Below are 17,421 nucleotides of genomic sequence, written 5' to 3' on the forward strand. Positions count from 1 at the left end.
CCTTCTGCGCGCGGGATGTCCGGGAGGGTGGGGACGGGTCGGGGGTGCGGCGGCGTCACCAAGGGCGCCGGTAGCCGGTGGTGAGCTTGCGCCCGGTGTGGCGCCACTTGGGCTCCTTGTCCACCGTGTCGAGCGTGATGGCCCGCAGCTTGCGGATGAGCACGCCGTAGGCGCCGCTCGCGTTCGTGGACAGCGTGGCGCCCGGCGGCTGGTCCATGAAGGGCATGAACTTGTCCGGGAAGCCGGGCATGGTGCACGCGATGCAGATGCCCCCGACGTTCGGGCAGCCGCCGATGCCGTTCATCCAACCCCGTTTGGGCACATTGCACTTGACGACCGGGCCCCAGCAGCCGATCCGGACCAGACAGGTGGGGTCGTCGTACCGCTCGGCGAACACGCCCTGCTCGTAGTGGCCCGCGCGGTCGCAGCCCTCGTGCACCGTGGCCCCGAACAGCCAGGTCGGGCGCAGCTTGTCGTCCAGCGGGATCATCGGGGCGGAACCGGCTACCTGGTAGAGGAGATAGGTGAGCGTCTCGGCGAAGTTGTCGGGCTGGATCGGGCAGCCCGGGACGCAGACGATGGGGATGCCCGCCTTCGACCGCCAGTCCCAGCCGAGGTAGTCGGGCACGCCCATCGCGCCGGTCGGGTTGCCCGCCATGGCGTGGATACCGCCGTACGTGGCGCAGGTACCGGCGCAGACGACCGCCACCGCCTTGTCCGCGAGCCGGTCGATCCACTCGCTGGTCGTGATCGGCTGCCCCGTCTCGGGGTTGTCCCCGAACCCGCACCAGTAGCCCTCGCGCTTGATCTGCTCGTTGGGTACGGACCCCTCGATGACCAGCACGAACGGGTCGATCTCGCCGCGCTCCCCCTTGAAGAACCACTCGATGAACGTGTCCGCGCCCTGGACCGGGCCGCATTCGAAGTCGATCAGGGGCCAGTGGACGGCGACCTTCGGCAGCCCCGGCAGCACGCCGAGCGCGATCTGTTCGATGCTCGGCTGCATCGCGGCGGTCAGCGCCACCGAGTCGCCGTCGCAGCTCAACCCGGCGTTGATCCAGAGGATATGGATCGTGGGCGTCTCGTCGCCGCTCTGGCCGTGGGCGCCCTTCGCCTTGGCCGCTTGCGGGGTGGCCGCTGTCATGGGACCGCCTCCTCGGGGAGGTAAGGGATGTGAACGGCAATTCGACTGTCTGTCTTCTTGCTGCTTGCCTGTCTTCTTGCTGCTTGTCCGCCTTCTTGCCGCTTGTCTGTCTTCTTGCTATCAGTCATCCGGCCGCGACGAGATGCCATCGCGGTCCGTTCCAGTGACGCGGAGCGCGGCGGGGTGCGGCTCCGCCGCCGTGCGCGCGGGCGGGGCGAGGACGAGATGCGCGGGCGTACGGGCGGGCTTCTCCTTGCGGACGAAGGCGCGGCGCAGTGCGTGGTACGGGGCCTCGGGGTCGAAGAAGGTCCGGTGCATCCTGGCCAGCTCCCGCTCCCGGAAGGCGGCCAGGGGCTCCCGGCTCTCCTGGAGTTCGAGCTGCTCCTTCTTCACGGCGATCCGTGACCGGGTGCCCGGCAGCGTTGCCGACCGGGCCGCCAGACGGCCGGTCTCGGCGGCGAAGTCGCGCGGCTCGCAGGCGATCACGCGGTCGACCAGCCCGATGCGGTGGGCGCTGACAGCGCTCAGCGGCAGGGCCTCGCTCAGCAGGCGCCCCGCCGTCGCGGCGCCGACCCGGCGCGGCAGGGTGTACGTCCAGTACTCCGAGCCGTACAGGCCCATCAGCCGGTAGTGCGGGTTCAGTACGCAGCCGGTGCGGCACCAGACCTCGTCGGCGGCCAGGGCCAGCATCACGCCGCCTGCCGCGGCGTTGCCCGCCAGTGCCGCGATCACGAGCCGGTCGGTGGTTCTCAGAACCGCTTCGACGAGGTCGTCGAGGGCGTTGATGTTCGTCCAGGACTCGGCGGCGGGGTCCTCGGCGGCCTCGATGACGTTGAGGTGGATGCCATTGGAGAAGAAGTCCCGCCCGCCGCCCAGGACCAGCGTCGAGGTGGGGCGCGCGCATGCCTCCCGGTAGGCGTCCAGCAGGCGTCGGCACTGCGCGGTGCTCATCGCGCCGCCGGGGAAGGAGAACGACAGGAAGCCGACGCTCCCCTCTTCCCGGTACCGGATGTCCGTCCAGGTGGGCCATGCCGCTTCCAGGGGCGCGGGCAGTTCCGGCAGCGGGGGCAACCGGTCGCCGAGCGCCGACACCGCGGGGAGCTTGACCTCGGGCGGCTGCCCGGGGGTGCGTCGGCGTCTGAGTTCGGGGATCCAGACCGCGCCGTCGCGCGTGGCCCGGCAGATCGCCCCGGCCCGGGTGGCGAGCAGTTGTCCCGGGGTGCCGCGCAGGCCGTCCTCGGGGTGGCCGCCGTGCAGGTACCACTCGGCGCCGCACAGCATGTCCAGGACACCGGGCCGGGAGTCCGCCGCGCGCAGCTTGCGGACGACGGTCTGGGTGGAGTCGGCGTCCCAGTCGATCCGCCGGACCCGCTGGTCGAGGTAGGGGCGGGTACGGGCGGTGGTCTGCGGCAGCGGGGTGTGGCTCCGGGAGGCGAAGCGCTCCACGGCCAGCAGGACGGCCGCGAGCGCCGCGTCGGCGATCTCGTTTCGGTACAGGTCGCTCTTGGCGACCGGCGGCACCACGCAGGCGACGGACGCCCACACCGCCCCGGCGTCCATCTCCTCCTCGGCCTGAAGGACCGTCACCCCCCATTGCTCCACCCCCTCCTGGACCGCCCAGTCCAGCGAGGACGGCCCGCGGTCCCCGACGGGGCCGGGGTGGACGACGAAGCACGGGTACGCGGACCACACCTCGCGGGGGATCGCCGTCGTCAGCATCGGCGCGAGGAGGAGGTCCGGGGCGTGCCGCCGTACGGTCTCGAGCCACGAGCCCTCCGGGAGGGGCACCAGTTCCACCGCCACGGTGTGGCCCCGGTCGCGCAGTTCGGCATGGACGCGCTGGGTGAGGCTGTTGAACGCGCTGGCCACGAGCAGGATGTGCACGAAGGGCTCCCGGCGGATTCCCGGCGGACGACGAGGTGGACGGCGATCGGGCAGAGGTGCCCGGCCGCTTGCGATCGTCGGCCAGGCCCGGTCCCCGCCCTCGTAGACAGGCGGCGGGGTCACCCGAATTGCGGGGCACCGGGCGGCCACTCGGCCCGATCGCGAACAGCCCTCAGGCCTGGAACGGCAGCCGTTCGCGCGTCACCGGGTGCAGGAACCCGGCGCCGGAGGCCCAGCGGGCGGTCTCGGCGAGGGCGAGGTCGGTCAGGCGGCGCCACTCGTTGCCCTGGGAACCGGCCAGGTGAGGTGTGAGGAGCACCTGCTCGCTGTCCCACAACGGATGATCGGGCGGCAGCACTTCGGGATCGGTGACATCGAGGACGGCCCGGACGCGGCCCGCCCCGGCGGCCTCGGCGAGCGCGTCCTGGTCGACGACGGCGCCGCGCGCGGTGTTGATCAGTACGGCGCCGGGGCGCATGGACTCGATCAGGGAACGGCTGACCAGTCCGCGGGTGGCGGGCAGCAGCGGGGTGTGCACGCTGACGGTGTCGCCGCGTGCGAACAGTTCGGCCAACTCCACGCGTGTGACGCCGAGTCGGCGGGCCTCGGCGTCGGTGACGTACGGGTCGTGGAGGAGTACGTCGATGTCGTACGGGCGCAGCAGCTCGATGACGCGGCGGCCGATGAGCGAGGCGGACAGGATGCCCACGGTGCGGCGGTGGTTGCCGATGGTGCGGGGGGTGCGCAGCCAGTCCTCGCGGGTGCGGGTGGTGCGGTAGGCGCGGGCGCGTTCGAGGACGTGCTTGCCGGTGAGCAGGATCATCGCGAGGGTGTACTCGGCGACCGGCAGTGCGTTGGCCGAGGCGGCGGAGGACACCTCGATGCCCCGCTCCCAGCAGGCGTCGGTGAGGTGGCCGCGGACGCTGCCCGCGGTGTGCACCACGGCGCGGAGCCGGGGCGCCGCCCGCAGGACGTCCGTGTCCAGTGGGGGGCAGCCCCAGCCGGTGACCAGCAGGTCGACCTCGGCGAGGACGGCCCGTGCCCGTGGCGCGGTGAAGTCGTCGAGGACGGGCGGCGGTACGAGGTCGCAGAGGGCGGCGAGCGCGGTGAGCGACTCCGGGTCGAGGACGGCCGCGGCGGCGTCCGGGGACATGGCGAGCGCGGTGCGGGGCCGGAATCCGGGACCCGGTGTCGCGGGCGTCATCGGCGCCCCCTGCCGACCTGCTCACGCATCGGGCCTCCCCGCGCCGGGCGTTCGTCCGAACGGTCTTCCCGCGTGTGTCACGCGTTGCGGGCCGCCGGGGGCCCGCCGTGCGCGGCGGTCTCGCCCGCGCTGTCGTCCGCGGTGTCGTCCTGGTCGTAGGTGAGGCGGGCGTCGACGTCCACCACGCCGTCGACACCCTCGCACAGCCGTACGGTGACGGGAACCAGGCTCTTGCGTTCCACGCTGCCGCTCAGGGTGACCCGGCCGTCGTTGACCTCGACGGTCAGTGCGGAGGGCGCGAGTCCGAGCGTGCGGACGATGATGTCCTCGATGATCTCTTCCTGGATGGCGCGGTCCCGGCGCAGGAAGAGCTGGACGAGGTCGCTGCGGCTGATCACGCCGATCAGCCTGCCCTCGCCGTCCACCACGGGCAGCCGCTTGATCCTGTGGTGCTCCATCACACGGGCCGCGCGGACCACGCTCCACTCCGGCTCCGCGACCATGGCGGGGCTCGTCATCAGGTCCTGGGCGGTGTTCCCCACGAACGAGGAGGTCTGCTTGCGCAGCAGGTCGGCCTCGGACACCACGCCGATCGGCCGGTCCTCGTCGTCGACCACCGGCACGGCGGTGATGCCGTACCGGTCGAGGAGACGTGCGATCTCCCTGAACGTCGTGCCCGGCCGTACGCTCACGGCGGTGGGCGTCATCAGGTCGGCGACATCACGGTTCCTCATCACGCACAGGCTTCCTTCCCGTCGCCTCCGGGCCACCTCGCTCTTCTCGGCCCCGAGACCGACGCTGACAGTAAGCATGCCATCACTGTAGTCGCGCGAACGTCCTCCAGACCGAGGCCGAACAGCCCATGGCGGGGACCCGAACGTCCTCTTCCCACCGGCGCCCTTGACCTCCGAACGTACAGGAACGCCCGTGCGGGTACCCGGGGACGGGACGGACTCCCCCTTGGCACCCCGGCCGACACGGGTCTTTCATGAGAGAGACGGGACGGGCCCGGGGCCCCTCCCGCCGGCCACCGCTGGGGGGCGACCCGCTGGAGAGACCATGACCCTGCCGGCTGATAACCTCCCGATCGTGGCCGGAGTCGACGCCGACCCCGGCACCCGCTCGGCACTGGCCTGGGCGGCCGACGAGGCGGCACGCCGCCGGGTGCCGCTGCGCCTCGTCCACGCCGAGGGCGTACCGACCGCCGGATTCCGGCGATGGGAGATCCCGCCCTCCTGGGAGGCCTGGAACCAGGCCCTGCACGAAGAGGGGGAACGGGTCCTCAAGGCGGCCGTGGACTTCACGGAGACCCGGCAGCCGCAGGTCGAGGTGTCCGGGCTGCTGGCGGAGGGGAACCCGGTATGGATCCTGCGGGAGCAGAGCCGGGACGCCCTGGCCCTGGTGCTGGGGTCCTGGCACCTGAGCCGGGTGAAGGAGCTGTTCGGCTCCGCCTCGGTGGCCCTGCCCGTGATCACCCACGCCCAGTGCCCGGTGGTCGTCGTGCCCGAATCGGAGGAGCCCATCACCCCGTCGAACCCGTACTTCGTCGTGGGCGTGGACGGCAGCGAGCGTTCCGCCACGGCCGTCGACTTCGCCTTCGAGGAGGCCGCCGCGCACGGCGCGGGGCTGTACGCGGTGTACGCGTGGCACCCCCGGCTGCTCGGTGCGCTCGACATGCAGGCGGCGCGGCAGGAATGCGAGCGCATGCTGTCCGAGACCGTCGCCGGGCCGAGTACGCGGTTCCCGAACGTGGAGTTGCGTCAAGAGGTCGTCAGCGGCCACCCGGTGGAGATCCTGACCGAGGCGGCCACGCAGTCGCTGGGCCTGGTGGTGGGCACCCGCGGCCACGGCGGCTTCACCGGCATGCTGCTCGGCTCGGTGAGCCAGGGCGTCCTGCGCCATGCCGACTGCACGGTGATCACCGTGCCGCACACCGCGTGAGCGGCTCTTGTCAGGGGGTCTCGTCGGGGCTCGGGCCGCCGTCGGTGCCGGGTTCCTCGCGGTCCACCGCCGGGTCGGGCTCGGGGCCGTACCGCTCGCCGGGCACCCGGGCCCGTGGCGTGGGGGGCGGAGTGACCGGCCGGATGTCGTCGGCGGCGCTCTCCCCCAGGTTCCCGTCACCCTTGCACCGCTCCTGCCCCTCCTGCCGCAGCACGTCGAGGACGGCGGAGCCGTCGATGGTCTCGCGGCTGACCAGCAGCTCGGCGAGCCGGTCCAGGGCCCGGCGGTGCTCGCGTATCAGCCCGGTCGCCCGCTGCTCGGCCTCCCGCAGCAGGCGCGCGGCCTCCCGGTCGATGATCCGCTGGGTCTGCTCCGAGTACGGCTGTCTGAGGGGCTCCTCCGCGGTGTCGCCGAGGTAGCGCGGGCCGCCGGTCGCATAGCCGACGGGGCCCAGGGCCGCGGACAGGCCGAAGTCCCGGACCATCCGCGTGGCGATCTGGGTGGCACCGGCCAGGTCGTTGGCGGCACCGCTGGACCCCTCGCCGAAGACGACCAGTTCGGCGGCCCGGCCGCCGAGCCGGACCGCGAGCAGGTCGGTCAGATAGGCCTCGCTGTACAGATGGCGTTCGGCTTCGGGGAGCTGCTCGGTGACGCCGAGCGACACGCCCGCGGGCAGCACGCTCACCTTGGCGACGGGGTCGGCGTGCTCGCACAGCGCGGCGACCAGGGCGTGCCCCGACTCGTGGACGGCGACCGAGTGGCGCTCCTCGGGCAGCAGGGCGTTGGACTCCTCGCGGCGGCCGAGCAGCACGCGGTCGCGGGCGGCCTCGAGGTCATGCGGCTCGATCAGGATGCGGTCGGCCCGGACCGCGTTGATCGCGCCCTCGTTCACCAGGTTGGCGAGGTCGGCGCCGGAGAAGCCCGGGGTCGCGCGTGCGACGGTGTCGAGGTCGACGTCGGGGGCGAGGACCTTGCCCCGCGCGTGCACCCGCAGGATGGCGGCGCGTTCGCTCTGGTTCGGCAGCGGGACGGTGACCTGGCGGTCGAAGCGACCGGGGCGCAGCAGCGCGGGGTCGAGGGCTTCGGGCCGGTTGGTGGCGGCGAGGACGACGATGCCGGTGGACTGGTCGAAGCCGTCCATCTCGGCCAGGAGCTGGTTGAGGGTCTGCTCGCGTTCGTCGTTGCCGCCGATCCGCCCGCCGCCCGCGCGACGGGCACCCACGGCGTCGATCTCGTCGATGAAGATGATGGACGGCGCGCGCTTGCGGGCGTCGTCGAACAGGTCCCGCACGCGGGACGCGCCCACGCCGACGAACATCTCGACGAACGCGGACCCCGTCACCGACAGGAAGGGCACATCGGCCTCCCCGGCGACGGCACGCGCGAAGAGGGTCTTGCCGGTGCCCGGCGGCCCCACCATGATCACGCCGCGGGGGCCCTTGGCGCCCGCCGCCGCGTAGCGCGCGGGGTTGCGCAGGAAGTCGACGACCTCGCTGATCTCCTGCTTGACCCCGGTGTACCCGGCCACGTCGTCGAACCGGGTGGTGGGCCGCTCGGCCTCGATGATCTTCGCCCGGGAGCGGCCGATGGCGCTGAGCCCCCCGGTCACCGAGCGCGCGGCCCGGCGGCCGATCCACCAGAAGAACCCGAACAGGAGCAGCAGCGGGAGGAAGGCCACCACGAACGACACGAGCGGGTTGCCGCCGCTCCTGGCCTGGGACGCGGTGATCTGTACGTGCTCGGCCTGGAGCTTCTGCTGGAGCGATCCGGTGCCCAGCGCCGTCGGGAGCTGCGTCGTGAACTTCGTACCGTTCTTCAGGGTGCCGCTGACGGCTCCCTTGTCGTTGATGTCGACGGTCTTCACCTGGCCGACGTCGACCTTGCCGACGAAGTCGCTGTAGGTCAGATGCGCGGGCGCGGGCCCCGCCGGAGCGCGGACGAGCAGCAGGACGGCGAGGAAGGCCACCCAGACCAACGGCAGGGTCCACCAGGGCCAGCCCGACCGTGGCCGCCGCTGCCTCGACGGCCTGGGGCCGCCCCGTGGTGGCCCCGACTCGGGCGGCCGGGTGAGATGCCGGTGCGGCATCCGCACTCGTGTGATCACGGCGCACCGCCTCCTCGGCCGTACGACACCGGTCTGCTCATCTCATGGTCCCTCGGAACGGACGGGAGCGGGCGCGGGCGAGGGCTCGGGCCTCTTCGGGTGACTCCCGAGGGGTGATTCCCGGTGGCTCCGAGTGTCGTGGGCCTGGCGGGCGCGGGCGCCGCAACACCGTGAGGTCGGGCGCGCGCGAGGCCGCCGCGTGCGCTGTGTCCCGGATGCGAGGAGGACCCGATGAAGACGCCCCGCACGATGCCGCAACAGACCCTGGGAGTCCACGCGTGAAGGTCTCGGAGGTCATGAGCACTCCGGCGGTCGCCGTCCCGCCCGGCACGTCCCTGGCGGAGACGGCCCGGCAGATGGACGCGAACGGGGTCGGTTCCGTGCTGGTCGTCGAGGGCGAGTCGCTGCGGGGCATCGTCACCGACCGCGACCTCGCCGTCCGCGGCCTGGGCGGTGGCCTGGACCGGGAGGCACGGGTGGACGCGCTGATGTCGCGGCGGGTCATCACGGTGAACGTGTCCGATGACGTCCATGTGGCATACCGGGCCTTCCGCGGGTCGGGGGTGCGTCGGCTGCCGGTCCTCAGCGGGCACCGGGTGGTGGGGATGGTGACCGTGGACGACCTGCTGCTCGATGTCTTCCAGCGGCTGGCGGCCCTGCTCGGTCCCGTCGCCTGGAGCATCCTGGAGGAGCCGCCGGGGCCGCCGTCGGCGGAGGGACCTCCGTACGGGATCTGACCGCGCGCACGCCCGTGAACAACGCGCGCACGCCCGTGAACCTCGTCACGACGCCGCCTCGGGGCGGACGATCACGACGGGGCAGTGGGCGTGCTGGGCGACCTGCTGGCTGACGGAGCCGAGCAGGGCCCGCGCGAACCCGCCCCGCCCCCTGCTCCCCACGACGACCAGCTCGGCCCCCTGCGCCGCTCTCAGGAGCACATCGGCGGGGTGGCCGCGCACCAGCAGCGCCCTGACCGAGGCCGCTCCCTGCTCACCGAGCACGCCCCTCAACTCCTGCACCAGTTCCTGCCGCGCGGCCTCCTCGTCGAAGTCGGCGTCCACGGCCGGCGCCGACCAGCCGTACATCCCCGGCAGCTCCCATGCGGCCACCGCGTCCACGGCGGCGCCGATGAGCCCGGCGTAGCGCACGGCCCAGTGCAGCGCGGCGTGCGAGGACGGCGATCCGTCGACGCCCACCACCACACGAGCCCCTGAGACGTCCTGCCCCATGTCTCCCACCTCTCTCTCCTCATCCGGGGGTGCCTCTTGTCATCTGGGGGTGCCTCTTGCTTCTACGAACGGTTCCTACGAACGCGACTCCTACGCACGCTCCGGGCGCAGACCGTCGAAGCCGACGCGCAGATGGCGTGGGCCGCGCAGCACCGCGTTCCGCCGGTACGGGGGCGGGTCCTCGAGCAGCCGGGGGTTGTCGAGCCTGCGGGCCAGCGCGGTGAGGGCGATCTGGGTCTCCATCCGGGCCAGGGGCGCCCCGAAGCAGCTATGGATGCCGCTGCCGAAGCCGAGGTGCTGGATGTCCTCGCGGTCCGGGTCGAACCGGTCGGGGTCCTTGAAGCGCTCCGGGTCCCGGTTGCCCGCGGCGAGGACCAGCCAGATCCTCGACCCCTTGGGGATGGTGACCCCGCGGACCTCGATGTCCGCGATGCAGGTGCGCTGCGGCACGAACTGCACCGGTGGCTCGTAGCGCAGCAGTTCCTCCACGATCCGTACGACGAGGTCCGGGTCCTCGCGCAGTCGGCGCAGGACCTCGGGATGGCGCAGCAGCGTGAGCATGCCGTTGGTGATCAGGTTGACCGTCGTCTCATGGCCCGCGATCAGCAACAGCACGGCGGTACTGAGCACCTCCATCACGCTCATGGGGCCGTCCGGGCCTTGGCTCGTCACCAACGCGGACAGCATGTCGTCACGGGGTTCGCGCTGCCGCTGCTCGGCCAGTCCGGCCAAGTACATGCCCAGGTGGGTGCGGGCCTCCTGCGCGGCGCGCCTGCGCTCGGCCTCGCCCGCCTCGGTGTCCGGGTCCAGATTGGCGACGATCGGGTCGACCCAGGCGCGGAAGCGCGGTTCGTCCTCGCGGGGCACGCCGAGCAGTCGGCAGATCACGGTCACCGGGAAGGGGTAGGCGAACTGGTCGACCAGGTCGACCTCGCGCGCGTCCCCGAAGCCGTCGATCAGCCCCGAGACGATCTCGGCGAGATCGTCGCGCAGGGAGTCGAGCAGGCGGGGGCTGTGCGGCGGGCCGAAGGGGCGGTTGGCGATCCGCCGCAACCGGTCGTGCTCCGGAGGGTCGAGCCGGATGAAGCTCGGCGGCAGCCCTGTCTCGTCCGGCCCGCCGAGGACGTCGGCGCCCGCGGCGGCGAGGTTGGCGGCGTCGGAGCTGACCCGCGGGTCGTGGAGCAGCCCGGCGATGTCCCAGTACGAACTGACGAGGTAGGGGCCGCCCTCCTCCTCGTGCAGCACGGGCGTCTTGCGCAACTCCTCGTACAGCGGATACGGGTCGGCGCGATGGGCGTAGTCGGTGATCCTCTGCAGCAGCGAGGCGTGCGTCATGACGGGGTCCTTGGGGGGTGGTTCCTTGGGGTGATTCCCTGTGGGTGATTGCCTGTGGGTGCTGCCTTGCGGGGCCTGGCGGTCAGTGGCGGGACGGGGTGAAGACGAGGCGCCGGTCGGCCGGTGAGTAGCCGCTGAGGGTCACGGTCGGGCCGTGCGTCGGCAGTGACGGGTCGGGGAAGTCGGCCGGCATCGGTGCCCGTCCCTCGGCGCGGCGGTCCACCGTCGCGAAGTCCGGCGGGAAGGGCGCGGCCGTCTCGATCAGCCGCTGGTAGAACTCCAGCCACCGCGCGTTGTCGAAGCTCACGGCGGCGATGACCCGGCCCTGGTAGCCGTACGCCGCGACGAACCGCCGCTCGGCCCGCGACCCCTGCGTGATCATGATCTGCTCGCCCATGCCGGGGACTCCGACCGACTTGATGTTCACGCCGAACTGCGCCGACCAGAAGGCGGGCACCCAGATGTGCGGGCGCCGCTCGGAGCTGGCGCTGATCATGTTGTGCGCGGCGGTCTCGGCCTGGGTGACGGCGTTGCCCCAGTGTTCGAGGGAGAGGAACTGGTAGCCGAACAGCGGGTGCGGGGACCGTGCCACGTCACCGGCGACGAAGATGTCGTCGGTGACGATGCCCCGGAAGTCGAAGGCGCGGCAGCCCGCGTCGCAGGCGATGCCGCGGGGCCCGGCGCCGAGCCCGGATCCGGCCAGCCATTCGGTGTTGCGGGTCGCGCCCAGCGACACGACCACGACGTCCGTCTCGACGCTGGTGCCGTCGGACAGGTGGGCGGCCCGCACCCGGCCCGCGGCGTCGCCTTCCAGGGCGGTGACCATGACCCCGGTGCGCAGATCCACACCGTGCTCGCGCTGCAACTCCCCGGCCACCGCCCCGATCACCCCGCCGAGGGCTCCCACCAGCGGCGCGTCCGCGCGTTCCGCCACGGTGACCGCGATGCCCCGCTCCCGGCAGGCGGAGGCGATCTCCGAACCGGTGAAGCCGGCGCCGATGACGAACACCCTGCCCGGCGAGGAGTCCAGCCGCCGCCGGAAGCGGACCGCGTCGTCGCGGGTGCGCAGGACGAACACCCCGTCCAGCCGAGCCTCCGACTCCCTCGGCCAGGGTCTCGCCCGTACGCCGGTCGCGATCAGCAGCCGGTCGTACGCCACCTCGTCGCCGTCGGCGAGGCGCACCCGCTTGGCCGCGGTGTCCAGGCCGGTCGCCGCCACGCCGAGCCGCCAGGTGGCGTCGATCTCCCGGCGCCGGGGCAGCTCGGTGTGGTGCGGGGACGCCTTGCCGAGGAGCACCGCCTTGGACAGCGGCGGGCGGTCGTAGGGTTCGTACGGCTCGTCACCGATCAGCGTGAGGGAACCGGCGAACCCCTCGGCGCGCAAGGTCTCGGCGGCCCGCAGTCCCGCGAGCGAGGCGCCGACGATCACGATCCGGCCCTCGCGTCTGAGCCATCGCAGGAAGTCGTCACCGGCCATGGAGGACCGCCTCCCCGGTCCCGGCGGCCGTCTCGCCCGTCTCGCCCGTGCCGTCCAGTCCCTCGGCCGTGATCGCCTGCACCGGGCAGGCCGCGACGGCGCGGGCCAGTCGCTCCCGCTGCACCTCGTCGGGGTGCGGGTCGTAGACGAGCGCTTCCTCGCCGTGCAGGGCGAAGACGTCCGGCGCGAAGAACACGCACTGCGCGTATCCCTGGCATCTGTTGAGATCGACGACAAGCCTCATCCGCACTCCGCCCCTTCCGGCGGCCAGGTCCGTGGAGCACCACGGCGCGGCGGGCGCCCCGGACGGCGGTCATCTCCCCGCAGCCCAGCATCGAAGACGGAACGGGACCCCGCGCTCCGGGGCACGCCGAAGGAGTGACCGGACGCCCGAGGGGCGTTACGGGAGCCCGGCGTCCGGGGTCGTTCCGCCGTGGTGCGGGCGGTGGCGCAGCAGGAGCATGGCGGCGTCGTCGTGCAGCGGGCCGTTCACATGGTGCAGCAGGTCCTGGCGCAGGGTCTCCAGCGCGGACTCGGCATCGTTGTCCTTGAGCAGGTGGGCCCGGTCCTCCAAGGGGTAGAACCGGCCGTCCTCGTCGCGGGCCTCGGTGATCCCGTCGGTGTACAGGAGCAGTTGGTCACCGGGGAGGAAGTCGGTGCGGTACGGCTCCGGGCGCACCGTCCCGTGCGCGCCCAGTCCGAGGGGCAGCGCGTAGGCGGGGGGTTCGGGCCAGGTGACGGTGGTGTCGGCGCGGATCAGCAGGGGTGCCGGATGGCCGAAGTTGAGGAAGGTGGCCTCCTCGCCTCGCACCTCGGCGAGGATCGCGGTGACGAACTTCTCGCCGTCCAACTGCCGGTCGACGGCCCGCTCCAGCCTGCGCCCGACCTCCGCGAGGTCCGTCTCGTCCGGGGCCGCCTCGCGGAAGGCACCGAGCACCACGGCCGCGGTCTCCACCGCTTCCAGCCCTTTGCCCTGGACGTCGCCGACGATGACCCGTACGCCGTGCGGGGTGGCGACGACCTCGTAGAGGTCACCGCCGATCCGCGCCTCGGCGACGGCGGACATGTAGGAGACGGCCGCACGGAGCTGCCCGGCCAGCCGGGGCACGGGCTTGAGCAGCACGCGCTGCGCCGCTTCGGCGATCGAGCGGACGCTGTCGAGTTCCGCCTCCCGCTTCTGGCGCATGGAGACGGCCACGAGCCCCGCCGCGGTGACGCCGATGACCGAGGCGATGGTCATCGAACCGCGCCGGACGTCGGACAGCTCCTCGTACCAGCCGAGGCCCGCGCAGAGCAGCAGCGCGATCACGCCGATGCCCGCGGTGCGCCGCCAGCCGCCCACCAGCGAGGCGAAGGCCGGGCCGAGGGACATCAGGGGCAGGAAGCCGAGGGAGGGTCCGGCGGCGACATCGGCCGCGCCGACCGCGGCCATCATGGCGAAGGGCAGCACGGACAACACCGTCGAACGGCGGTAGTACCTCTCCACATGCCCTCCCCAGTGCGTCGGCGACGCCCCCGTGCGGATCCGCGTTCGCCCCGCGCCTTGCGTCCCGACGGCCTGCCGTCGGCTCTCTTCGCGCCCGCGCACGCGGGCCCTGTACCCGAGGGCCCCGCACACGAGCAAGATCCATCGTCGCAGACATCGCTGTCGGGCCTCTATCACAAGTACGGATGAAAACCTGATCGGGTTCCGTTCCGGGGCGCGCGGATGACGCGAACGCGCCCGCCGGGGCGGACGCCACGTCCGCGTGGTTCGCTCGTGTATCGGGGTGTTCTCCGGCCCCGATGCGGTGTCAAGATCGTTGCCTGGCAGGCGACTTGACGAAGGGCCAGGCGCACCGGGACCGCCAGGCGTACGCTGCGCACCGGTCAAGGGCACGACGGGGAGGAACAGGGTCGATGAACGACGCGAGCGGACGCGGAGGCTGGCTGCGCAGGAGACGGGAGCGGCGCCTCAGGCAGAACCTCGACGCGCTCCAGGGCACGCTGGCGACGATGGGCATGACCTACGCGAGTCTGACGGAGCGGTTGGACCAGCTGGTTTTGGACGGCCAGGTCGAGGAGGCGATGCGGCTGGCCGAGGCCGCGCGGGCCGGCGGGCAGCCCGACATGGTGGCGGGGGCCGAGATCTTCACCTGCCTGTGGGAGACGGTGAACGACCGCTACGCCGAAGCACTCGCGGCGCTGGACCGCGCGCTGGCCCTCGTCGGAGCGCAGGCCGAAGGGGACGTCGCCTACCACCGGGGCGTGATCTACGCACGGACGGGCGACCTCGAACGGGCGGCCGAACATCTCGCCCTGGCCGCCGACTCCGGCGTGGAGCGGGTGGCGGTGAACGCCGCCGTCGCCCTCGGCCATATGCACGTGGAGGCCGGACAGGACGAGCGCGCGCTGCCGTTGCTGCGCCGGGCGCACGCGTCCGGGCAGGCGTCCGTCGCCCTGCGCGCCGCGTTCGACCTCGCCGTGCTGGCGCAGCGCGCGGGTGACCTCGCCGCGGCCCGCGAGCTGTACGAGGAGGCCACGGGCGTCGACAGCCCCGCGATGGCGGAGCGGGCACGCATAGCACTGAGCGAGGTGCTGGCCGAACTCGGCGCGTACGACGAGGCCAGGGCGTGTCTGGAGGCGCTGACCGAGGCGGACCCGGACCCCCACCTCGCCGCGGCGGTGGCGATCGACGTGGCTCGGATGTACCACGCGGAGGGCGACCTGCGGGAAGCCGAACGGCGGTTGCGTACCGTCGCCGAGGCGCCGGAGCACCGGCACGTGCAGCGGGCCCGGTTCGTACTCGGCACGATCCTCCTCGAGTCCGGCGACGCCGAGGGGGCCGTCGGCGAACTGCGGGCCGCCGCCGAGGGAGCGGACCCGAGCCTGGCCTACGAGGCCACCCTCCATCTGCGCGGCGTGCTGACCGACGACGCCCGGTTCCTGGTCACCGCCGACCCGGCCACGGTCATGCCGTTGCTCGACCTGGCGACGGGCGCGGTCGCCGATGTGTACCGGACGTCGGCCGAGGTGCACGGCCCCGCCTCCGCCGCCGTACGCCGCCAGGTGCTCGCGCTGGACGCCGCGCGCCGCGGGGACCTCGCGCTGTCGTCGCGGATCAGCGCGGTACCGCTGCCGGACGCCCCCGCCCCTCGGTGGAACCGCGTCGAGTGGTCCACCGGCACACAACTCGGCGGGTTCCGCTTCGTCCTGGCCGCCCATGAGAGCGATGTGACCACCGTGGTCACGGCCACGGTCGAGGGCCGTCCGGTCGCGGTCTCCGGCGGCGCGGACGGCGTGATCCGGGTGTGGGACCTGCTCACCGGAGAGGAGAGCGGTTCGGCCCTACGGGGGCACGAGGCCGAGGTGACCTCCCTGGCCGTGGCTGTGGTGGACGGCCGTACGCTGCTGGTCAGCGGCAGCCGCGACCGGACGGCACGCGTCTGGGACATGACGGCTCGTCGGCTCGTCCACCCGCCTCTGGCCGACCACCCGGACCGGGTGACCGCGGTGGCGACGGCCGTGGTCCGCGGCCGTGCCGTGGCCGTCACGGGCGACGACCGGGGAGCCGTACGGGTCTGGGACCTGACCACGGGCAAGCAGGTCGGCACGGCTCTGGTCGGCGGCACGACGGTACGCGCGCTGGCGACGGCGGTGGTCGGCCGCCGCACGGTGGCGCTCGTGGGCGACGACAAGGGGTGCGTACGGTTCTGGGACCTCGCCAAGGGCAAGCAGGTCCAGGGGCCGCTCGACCTCCGGAACGGCTCGGTGGAGTGTCTGACGACGGCGGTCGTGCAGGGCCGCACGGTCGGGATCGCCGGCAGCTTCGGCGGCGACGTCGTCGTCTGGGACCTGGCGACCGACGAGCAGGTGGGCGCGCCGCTCCCGGGTGGCGTCAACTGGGCCCAAGGGGTGGCCCTGGCACGGTCGGACGGTCATCCCTTCGTGGTCACCGGCGGCCCGGTCCGCGTGGCCCGGATCCGTGACCTGGCCACCGGCGAGGAGCTGGGGTCCGTCTTCACCGGGTCCGTCGGCTATGTCTCCGCGGTGGCCGTCGCCGAGGCCGAGGGGCGACTCCTCGCCGTCCTCGCCTGCGCCGACGGGAAGCTCCGGGTGTGGGAACCGCCTGTCGACGCGCCCCCGTCCGCCCCCGCGTCCGGCCATGACGACTCCGTGGCCGCGCTCACGACGACGGAGCTGGACGGCCGCGCTCTGCTCGTCAGCGTGGACCAGGGTGGCACGGGCCGCATATGGGACCTGGCCACGGGCGAGCCGGTCGGTGAACCGCTCGTCGGCCACGGGAACATGCTGCGGTCGGTGGTGACGACGGAGATCGAGGGCCGCCTCACGGTGGTCACCGGCGCCTACAACGAGGACGTCAGGCTGTGGGACGCGGCCACCGGAGCCCCGCTGGGAGAACCGCTGACGCTCGACGGCGGCGCCGATGCCCTCGCGACGACACAGGTCGACGGCCGCCCTGTCCTGATCACCGGCGGCCTGAGCGGAGAGGTCCACTTCTGGGACCTGACCACCCGTCGCCTGCTGCACGGGCCGCTGCCGGGCCATGTCGACGGCGTGAAGGGCGTGGTCCTCGCGCGGCTGGACGGCCGGTCCGTCGTGGTCACCGTGGATGCCTGCGGTGTGGTCCTGGCGTGGGACCCGGCGACGGGCACCCAGGTCGGCACCCGCTTCACCGTCCTGGAGGCGCTGGACGAGGACGACGACGAGCGCGAGGACGAGAGCGAGGACGAGGAGTTCCTCGACGGGGTGGCGATCGTCGTCCTCGACGGCCGCCCGGTCCTCGTCACGACCTGGGAGGTGAGCGACAAGGCGGTCCTGCGGATGTGGGACCTGGCGACCGGTACGGCCATGGGCGAGCCCTTGGCCGTCCACGACGTCCAGGCCTCCGCGCTGACGACCGCCGTCATCGACGGCCGCACGGTCGCTCTCACCGGCAGCGACGACGGCAGGATCCGGATGTGGGACCTGACCACCCGTGAACAGATCGGCCCCGACGGGGTGGTGACCTCCGGGGTCGGCGCGTTGACGGTGGCGCCCGACGGGCGGCTGGCCGTGGCGTACGACGCGGAGGTGACGGTCCTGGCCGAAGGGAACTGAACC

At 72.8% G+C, this 17,421-nt stretch carries 13 protein-coding genes; 3 read left to right on the forward strand and 10 right to left on the reverse strand.

Features of this window, described 5'->3' with window-relative positions; genetic code table 11:
* Nucleotides 1-55: 55 nt before the first annotated feature.
* The 4 genes from NGF19_RS15875 to NGF19_RS15890 form a co-directional block, all read right to left on the reverse strand.
* Entirely contained in the window at nt 56-1,144 is a 1,089-nt protein-coding gene (locus NGF19_RS15875; protein ID WP_252425553.1) for an NADH-quinone oxidoreductase subunit B family protein, read from the reverse strand.
* Between the two features lie 120 nt (nt 1,145-1,264).
* Complete coding sequence (locus tag NGF19_RS15880; RefSeq protein WP_252425554.1) at nt 1,265-3,028, reverse strand: enoyl-CoA hydratase-related protein; 1,764 nt, start codon at nt 3,026-3,028, stop codon at nt 1,265-1,267.
* 172 nt (nt 3,029-3,200) lie between these two features.
* Nucleotides 3,201-4,232, reverse strand: coding sequence for a hydroxyacid dehydrogenase (locus NGF19_RS15885; protein ID WP_252425555.1), 1,032 nt, complete (start codon nt 4,230-4,232; stop codon nt 3,201-3,203).
* A 77-nt stretch (nt 4,233-4,309) separates the two neighbouring features.
* The gene (locus NGF19_RS15890) at nt 4,310-4,966 is read right to left on the reverse strand and encodes a CBS domain-containing protein (RefSeq protein WP_252425616.1); all 657 of its coding nucleotides are present in this window, start codon (nt 4,964-4,966) and stop codon (nt 4,310-4,312) included.
* 325 nt (nt 4,967-5,291) lie between these two features.
* Here NGF19_RS15890 and NGF19_RS15895 point away from each other — a divergent pair, with 325 nt between their 5' ends.
* A complete protein-coding gene (locus NGF19_RS15895) occupies nt 5,292-6,173 on the forward strand; it encodes a universal stress protein (RefSeq protein WP_252425556.1) in 882 nt (293 codons plus the stop codon).
* 10 nt (nt 6,174-6,183) lie between these two features.
* Here NGF19_RS15895 and ftsH read toward each other — a convergent pair whose 3' ends face one another.
* Nucleotides 6,184-8,277 (reverse strand): ATP-dependent zinc metalloprotease FtsH, encoded by a 2,094-nt coding sequence (gene ftsH, locus NGF19_RS15900; protein ID WP_252425557.1) that lies wholly within the window; start codon nt 8,275-8,277, stop codon nt 6,184-6,186.
* Nucleotides 8,278-8,573: 296 nt separating this feature from the next.
* On the opposite strand from ftsH, the gene NGF19_RS15905 reads away from it, so the two are divergent.
* Nucleotides 8,574-9,014, forward strand: coding sequence for a CBS domain-containing protein (locus NGF19_RS15905; RefSeq protein ID WP_252425558.1), 441 nt, complete (start codon nt 8,574-8,576; stop codon nt 9,012-9,014).
* Between the two features lie 45 nt (nt 9,015-9,059).
* Here NGF19_RS15905 and NGF19_RS15910 read toward each other — a convergent pair whose 3' ends face one another.
* The 5 genes from NGF19_RS15910 to NGF19_RS15930 all read right to left on the reverse strand — a co-directional run bounded on the left by NGF19_RS15910 (nt 9,060) and on the right by NGF19_RS15930 (nt 13,753).
* On the reverse strand, nt 9,060-9,506 hold the full coding sequence (locus NGF19_RS15910; protein WP_252425559.1) for a universal stress protein: 447 nt from the start codon (nt 9,504-9,506) through the stop codon (nt 9,060-9,062).
* A 90-nt stretch (nt 9,507-9,596) separates the two neighbouring features.
* Nucleotides 9,597-10,841 carry a cytochrome P450 gene (locus NGF19_RS15915; RefSeq protein ID WP_252425560.1) on the reverse strand — a complete coding sequence of 415 codons (1,245 nt, stop codon included), beginning with the start codon at nt 10,839-10,841 and terminating at the stop codon, nt 9,597-9,599.
* A gap of 82 nt (nt 10,842-10,923) precedes the next feature.
* The gene (locus NGF19_RS15920; protein ID WP_252425562.1) at nt 10,924-12,318 is read right to left on the reverse strand and encodes an NAD(P)/FAD-dependent oxidoreductase; all 1,395 of its coding nucleotides are present in this window, start codon (nt 12,316-12,318) and stop codon (nt 10,924-10,926) included.
* Nucleotides 12,308-12,562, reverse strand: a complete 255-nt coding sequence (locus tag NGF19_RS15925) for a ferredoxin (RefSeq protein WP_252425564.1) — start codon at nt 12,560-12,562, stop codon at nt 12,308-12,310. Before NGF19_RS15925 ends, NGF19_RS15920 begins: the two co-directional genes overlap by 11 nt.
* 156 nt (nt 12,563-12,718) lie before the next feature.
* Nucleotides 12,719-13,753 carry a PP2C family protein-serine/threonine phosphatase gene (locus NGF19_RS15930; protein WP_252425617.1) on the reverse strand — a complete coding sequence of 345 codons (1,035 nt, stop codon included), beginning with the start codon at nt 13,751-13,753 and terminating at the stop codon, nt 12,719-12,721.
* A gap of 464 nt (nt 13,754-14,217) precedes the next feature.
* Here NGF19_RS15930 and NGF19_RS15935 point away from each other — a divergent pair, with 464 nt between their 5' ends.
* Entirely contained in the window at nt 14,218-17,418 is a 3,201-nt protein-coding gene (locus tag NGF19_RS15935; protein WP_252425566.1) for a tetratricopeptide repeat protein, read from the forward strand.
* The last annotated feature ends 3 nt before the right edge of the window (nt 17,419-17,421 follow it).

The organism is Streptomyces macrolidinus (assembly GCF_023887685.1).
Taxonomy (GTDB): domain Bacteria; phylum Actinomycetota; class Actinomycetes; order Streptomycetales; family Streptomycetaceae; genus Streptomyces; species Streptomyces macrolidinus.

Coding starts and splice junctions, on each gene's coding strand:
- NGF19_RS15925 (WP_252425564.1), bottom strand. CDS start 12,562: ATGAGGCTTGTCGTCGATCTCAACAGATGCCAGGGATACGCGCAGTGC.
- NGF19_RS15885 (WP_252425555.1), bottom strand. CDS start 4,232: ATGACGCCCGCGACACCGGGTCCCGGATTCCGGCCCCGCACCGCGCTC.
- NGF19_RS15905 (WP_252425558.1), top strand. CDS start 8,574: ATGAGCACTCCGGCGGTCGCCGTCCCGCCCGGCACGTCCCTGGCGGAG.
- NGF19_RS15875 (WP_252425553.1), bottom strand. CDS start 1,144: ATGACAGCGGCCACCCCGCAAGCGGCCAAGGCGAAGGGCGCCCACGGC.
- NGF19_RS15915 (WP_252425560.1), bottom strand. CDS start 10,841: ATGACGCACGCCTCGCTGCTGCAGAGGATCACCGACTACGCCCATCGC.
- NGF19_RS15935 (WP_252425566.1), top strand. CDS start 14,218: ATGAACGACGCGAGCGGACGCGGAGGCTGGCTGCGCAGGAGACGGGAG.
- NGF19_RS15910 (WP_252425559.1), bottom strand. CDS start 9,506: ATGGGGCAGGACGTCTCAGGGGCTCGTGTGGTGGTGGGCGTCGACGGA.
- NGF19_RS15930 (WP_252425617.1), bottom strand. CDS start 13,753: ATGATGGCCGCGGTCGGCGCGGCCGATGTCGCCGCCGGACCCTCCCTC.
- NGF19_RS15895 (WP_252425556.1), top strand. CDS start 5,292: ATGACCCTGCCGGCTGATAACCTCCCGATCGTGGCCGGAGTCGACGCC.
- NGF19_RS15890 (WP_252425616.1), bottom strand. CDS start 4,966: ATGAGGAACCGTGATGTCGCCGACCTGATGACGCCCACCGCCGTGAGC.
- NGF19_RS15920 (WP_252425562.1), bottom strand. CDS start 12,318: ATGGCCGGTGACGACTTCCTGCGATGGCTCAGACGCGAGGGCCGGATC.